The sequence below is a fragment of the Clostridium sp. MCC344 genome, assembly GCF_018785365.1.
Classification (GTDB): domain Bacteria; phylum Bacillota; class Clostridia; order Lachnospirales; family Lachnospiraceae; genus Pilosibacter.
Map to the genome: position 1 here is coordinate 1 of NZ_WQPQ01000093.1, position 247 is coordinate 247.

Consider the following 247-nt stretch of genomic DNA (forward strand, 5'->3'; position numbering starts at 1 on the left):
TTTCCATTGGAATCTACATATAGTTCTTTCATGGAAAAATCGAGTCCGACGGCCTGCCTTATGTTCCTTATTTCCACCGGCTTTTCTTCACAAAAATACAGAAGAGAAACATAATACCGCCCATCAGCTTCCAGACAGACGGATGCACCTTTCAAGCAGGCATCTTCCCGGATCTTACGATGCTGCCGGATCCGGATCCAGCCTGCCTTTGGGAGCTTCAGCTTCCCATCTTTTAACAGGATATTTC

1 pseudogene is annotated in these 247 nt (G+C 46.2%); it reads right to left on the reverse strand.

What is annotated here, in order from left to right:
* Window positions 1-247, reverse strand: a pseudogene (locus tag GPK90_RS17850) (RNA-guided endonuclease TnpB family protein); the annotation flags it as partial.